Annotated in this window: 3 protein-coding genes and 2 pseudogenes; 3 read left to right on the top strand and 2 right to left on the bottom strand. The window is 62.9% G+C overall.

Going from position 1 to position 4,039, the window contains the following annotated elements; translation table 11 throughout:
* Both NCS58_RS14400 and NCS58_RS14395 read right to left on the bottom strand, forming a co-directional pair.
* Positions 1–92: pseudogene (locus NCS58_RS14400) on the bottom strand (succinate dehydrogenase, cytochrome b556 subunit); the annotation flags it as partial.
* A 170-nt stretch (positions 93–262) separates the two neighbouring features.
* Positions 263–1,054: a GntR family transcriptional regulator gene (locus tag NCS58_RS14395; RefSeq protein WP_250477269.1), complete on the bottom strand. Its 792-nt coding sequence runs from the start codon at positions 1,052–1,054 to the stop codon at positions 263–265.
* 615 nt (positions 1,055–1,669) lie between these two features.
* Between NCS58_RS14395 and NCS58_RS14390 the strand changes: the two genes are divergently transcribed.
* From NCS58_RS14390 to NCS58_RS14380, 3 genes and pseudogenes are all read left to right on the top strand, one after another.
* Positions 1,670–2,656, top strand: a complete 987-nt coding sequence (locus tag NCS58_RS14390) for a malate dehydrogenase (RefSeq protein WP_250538608.1) — start codon at positions 1,670–1,672, stop codon at positions 2,654–2,656.
* 161 nt (positions 2,657–2,817) lie between these two features.
* Positions 2,818–3,822: a CoA ester lyase gene (locus NCS58_RS14385; protein WP_061122001.1), complete on the top strand. Its 1,005-nt coding sequence runs from the start codon at positions 2,818–2,820 to the stop codon at positions 3,820–3,822.
* 98 nt (positions 3,823–3,920) lie between these two features.
* Positions 3,921–4,039 (top strand): annotated as a pseudogene (locus NCS58_RS14380) (2-methylcitrate synthase); the annotation flags it as partial.

Below are 4,039 nucleotides of genomic sequence, written 5' to 3'. Positions count from 1 at the left end.
ACCTTTCCTGCCAGCGGCAAGCGGTACTTCGCGAGTTGGCCGAGTCCGATGTTCCGGTATTCGGGCCTTGGTTTTTTTACGGCTTCAGCCATGCTAGACCCCAACTTGTTAAAACACTAATCCGCGATTTTAGCGCCTTTTTATTTCGCGCTGCAGCGAAAAGCGGTCCAAGAGACTGTTGCTCCGTGCGCGAAAATGGCCGTGTTGACGCACCTTTTCCGCGAGCACTCAGCCTGTGCTCGCGGCCCCGTTCTTCATTCGATCAACTCAGGTCGTTCTGATAGTAATAACCAGTCGTGACGTACCATCCGCGCCGCACTTCGACGGGGCGATCGCCATAGGTATAAGACACGCGCTCCACCGATAACAGCGGAAATCCCTGCGTCACATCGAGAAACTGCGCGACGGTCTCGTCGGCGGCAACGGCGCGGATCTTTTCCGTCGCACGGATCATGCGAGTGCCGAACTCCGTCTCGAACATTGCGTAGAGCGGGCCTTTGTACTCGGCGAGGCGCTCGGCCGTGAGTCCACGAAACACCGCGCCTGGCAGCCAGATCTCGTCGAATACGGTCGTGACGCCATCGAACTGCAACAGACGCTTGATAAGAACGACGGGATCGGCGGGCTTCAGATCCAGTTGACGCGCGATCTCGGCGGGAGCGCGCAGCCGTCTGCATTCGAGCAGGCGGCTGACGTGAGGATGAACGTCGCCGTCGTCGGGCAGGAGGCGCAGGAAGCGGAACTGCACGCGATCTTCGTTGTGCGTCGCAACGAACGTGCCTTTACCCTGACGGCGAACGAGGAGGTTGTCGGCGGCGAGTTCGTCGATCGCTTTGCGGACCGTGCCCTGACTCACCTTGTAGCGCGCGGCCAACTCGACTTCGCTCGGGATGATTTCGCCAGGCTTCCATTCGCCGGACTCGAGCCCCTGCGTGATGAGCGCCTTGATTTGCTGATACAGCGGGCTGAACGTCGGCGACGGCGTGCTCGCGGCAGCCTCAGCCGCCGGTGCAGTGCCATTGGGGGTCGTCGTGCTCGCCGGGTTGGAATTCATGCCGCGCATTTCAACACAAGGGCCGCCGTGCGTCCAGACTTTTCCCGCCGATTCCTATGTCTTATATAAGACATAAGATAGTGTTGACTTTACCTCGGACCGCTCCTACACTCTTTCTCGAGCAAGGGTTTGCGGGTCGTTGCCAGCGCGCAGGAACCGCCGGTCAGCGTGTTTTCACAGCGGCTTTCTCGCCGAGAGCACGCGGAGTCGCGGCATCCACGCATTGCGCAGCTTACCGCCAGGCACGCCCTTTCGCTTTCGCCTCACGCCGATCGGCCACTCGATTCGCGCGCCGCTGCCTGCCCCACGCCTCGCAACGTCAAGCGCCGTCTCGAATGGGCGCGTTGCCGTCAGACCCAAGCGAAATCATCGCGTCCTTCCAGACCGTTCCGCACGCCTCTCGCTCGAAGAGAAGGATTCATGGCATGACGGTCGCGCCGCTCGAGCATTCATGCGACGCGAATCCACGAATGAACGCGCGCAACGCCACGTGGCAACCGCGTTCGGCGGTTTCGCGCACGGCATGGCCGGCATGTCTTCATCAACGCTTTGCGTAACGCGCATAAAATGGCGCTTTTTCCCTAGCGTTCCACGCACTGTCCAGGAGAGTTCTCAATGGCTAAGTCCGCAAAGCGCGTTGCCGTAACCGGCGCCGCAGGTCAAATCGGCTACTCGCTGCTGTTCCGTATCGCCAACGGCGATCTGCTCGGCAAAGACCAGCCCGTGATTCTTCAGTTGCTCGATCTGCCGCAAGCGCAAGCCGCTGTGAAGGGCGTCGTGATGGAACTGGAAGATTGCGCATTCCCGCTGCTCGCGGGCGTGGTCGTCACGGACGATCCCAAGGTCGCGTTCAAGGACGCCGATGTCGCGCTGCTGGTCGGTGCGCGTCCGCGTTCGAAGGGCATGGAGCGCAAGGATCTGCTGTCGGCGAACGCCGAGATTTTCACGGTTCAGGGCAAGGCGCTGAATGATGTCGCGAGCCGCGACGTGAAGGTGCTGGTCGTCGGCAACCCGGCGAACACGAACGCGTACATCGCGATGAAGTCGGCGCCGGATATGCCGAAGAAGAACTTCACCGCCATGCTGCGCCTGGATCACAACCGCGCGCTGTCGCAGCTGGCGGCCAAGTCGGGCAAGCCGGTCGCTTCGATCGAGAAGCTCGCGGTGTGGGGCAACCACTCGCCGACGATGTACCCGGACTTCCGCTTCGCGACCGCCGAAGGCGAGAACCTCACGAAGCTCATCAACGACGACGAATGGAACCGCAACACGTTCATCCCGACCGTCGGCAAGCGCGGCGCGGCGATCATCGAAGCGCGCGGCCTGTCGTCGGCGGCATCGGCGGCTAACGCGGCGATCGATCACGTGCGTGACTGGGTGCTCGGCACGAACGGCAAGTGGGTCACGATGGGCATTCCGTCGGACGGCTCGTACGGCATTCCGGAAGACATCATCTACGGCGTGCCCGTCACGTGCGAAAACGGCGAGTACAAGCGCGTCGAAGGCCTGGAAATCGACGCGTTCTCGCGCGAAAAGATGGACGGCACGCTGAACGAACTGCTCGAAGAGCGTGACGGCGTCGCGCACCTGCTCGGCAAGTAAGCACGTGTTGAAAGGGAAGCTCGCAAGGGCTTCCCGTCAGCGCGGACGCCTCGTCGCGTTCGCGCCTGATCCGATCGCGCTTGAAAGATGTTCGAGCGCGATCGGATCAGATGCATGAGCAGATCGAATTCACATCCCTCCAATCGGACCCGATGCCGACGATGCGCGATCTCACTCCCGCCGAAGTGCTGTTTGACGGCGAACCGCAGCCTGCCGTGCTTCCGCCCTGCGATCACTACGCCGGCAGCGAGAAGCTGATGAAGAAATCATTGGCGTTGCAGGCGCAACTGGGCCCGGTGTTCGACATCACGCTCGATTGCGAGGACGGCGCGCAAGTCGGTCACGAAGCCGAACACGCCGAGCTGGTCGCATCGTTGGTCGGCGGCGAGGAAGACCGTTTCGGGCGCGTCGGCGTGCGCATCCACGACTTCCATCATCGTGCGTGGCGCGACGACGTGCGCATCGTCCTGCGCCACGCGAAGCACGCGCCCGCGTTCGTCATGCTGCCGAAGATCCGCAGCGCCGTCGATGCCGCCGAGATGGTCGCTTTCATCGAAGCATCGCGCTGCGAGTTCGGCATTCCGAAGCCGATTCCCTGTCATCTGCTCATCGAGACGCATGGCGCGCTCGCGCAAGCGTTCGAACTCGCCGCGCTGCCGGGCGTCGAATCGCTGAGCTTCGGCCTGATGGATTTCGTGTCCGCGCACAACGGCGCGATCCCCGATACCGCGATGCGCTCCCCGGGTCAGTTCGATCATCCGCTCGTGCGGCGCGCGAAGCTGGAGATCGCCGCCGCATGTCACGCGCACGGCAAGGTGCCATCGCACAATGTGTCGACGGAAGTGCGCGACATGAGCGTCGTCGCGAACGATGCCGCGCGCGCCCGCAACGAGTTCGGCTACACGCGCATGTGGAGCATCCATCCGGACCAGATCAGGCCGATCGTCGAGGCGTTTTCGCCGCGCGCCGAAGAAATTGCGCTCGCGGCCGAGATCCTGCTCGGCGCGCAACGCGCGCAGTGGGGCCCGACGCGTCACGGCGACACGCTGCATGACCGCGCGAGCTATCGTTATTACTGGGCGGTGCTGCGTCGCGCGCATGCGACCGGCCAGACCATACCGGAACAATGCGCGCCGCTCTTCGCCGCGCCGGGTACAGGGGCATGAGCGCGAATTCAGCGTCGCACAGGCGTGCATGCCAGGCGCGAGCGTCAAGCACCACAAGTAACGCCGCGTAGCGAGCGTACGAAAGGAGACCGGAGAGCATGACTGATACCGCATCGACCGAAGCACCCGCAACCGCTGGTTTCAAGCCGAAGAAATCCGTCGCGCTGTCCGGCGTGACGGCGGGCAATACCGCGCTGTGCACGGTCGGCAAGACCGG

The organism is Caballeronia sp. INML3B (assembly GCF_023631305.1).
Lineage (GTDB): Bacteria > Pseudomonadota > Gammaproteobacteria > Burkholderiales > Burkholderiaceae > Caballeronia > Caballeronia turbans.
Note: the sequence above shows the minus strand (reverse complement) of the source record. Positions and strands in the feature narration are given on the sequence as shown.

What these genes read in the sequence shown, in the direction of transcription:
- NCS58_RS14395 (WP_250477269.1), bottom strand. Translation starts at nt 1,054, where the DNA reads ATGAATTCCAACCCGGCGAGCACGACGACCCCCAATGGCACTGCACCG.
- NCS58_RS14390 (WP_250538608.1), top strand. Translation starts at nt 1,670, where the DNA reads ATGGCTAAGTCCGCAAAGCGCGTTGCCGTAACCGGCGCCGCAGGTCAA.
- NCS58_RS14385 (WP_061122001.1), top strand. Translation starts at nt 2,818, where the DNA reads ATGCGCGATCTCACTCCCGCCGAAGTGCTGTTTGACGGCGAACCGCAG.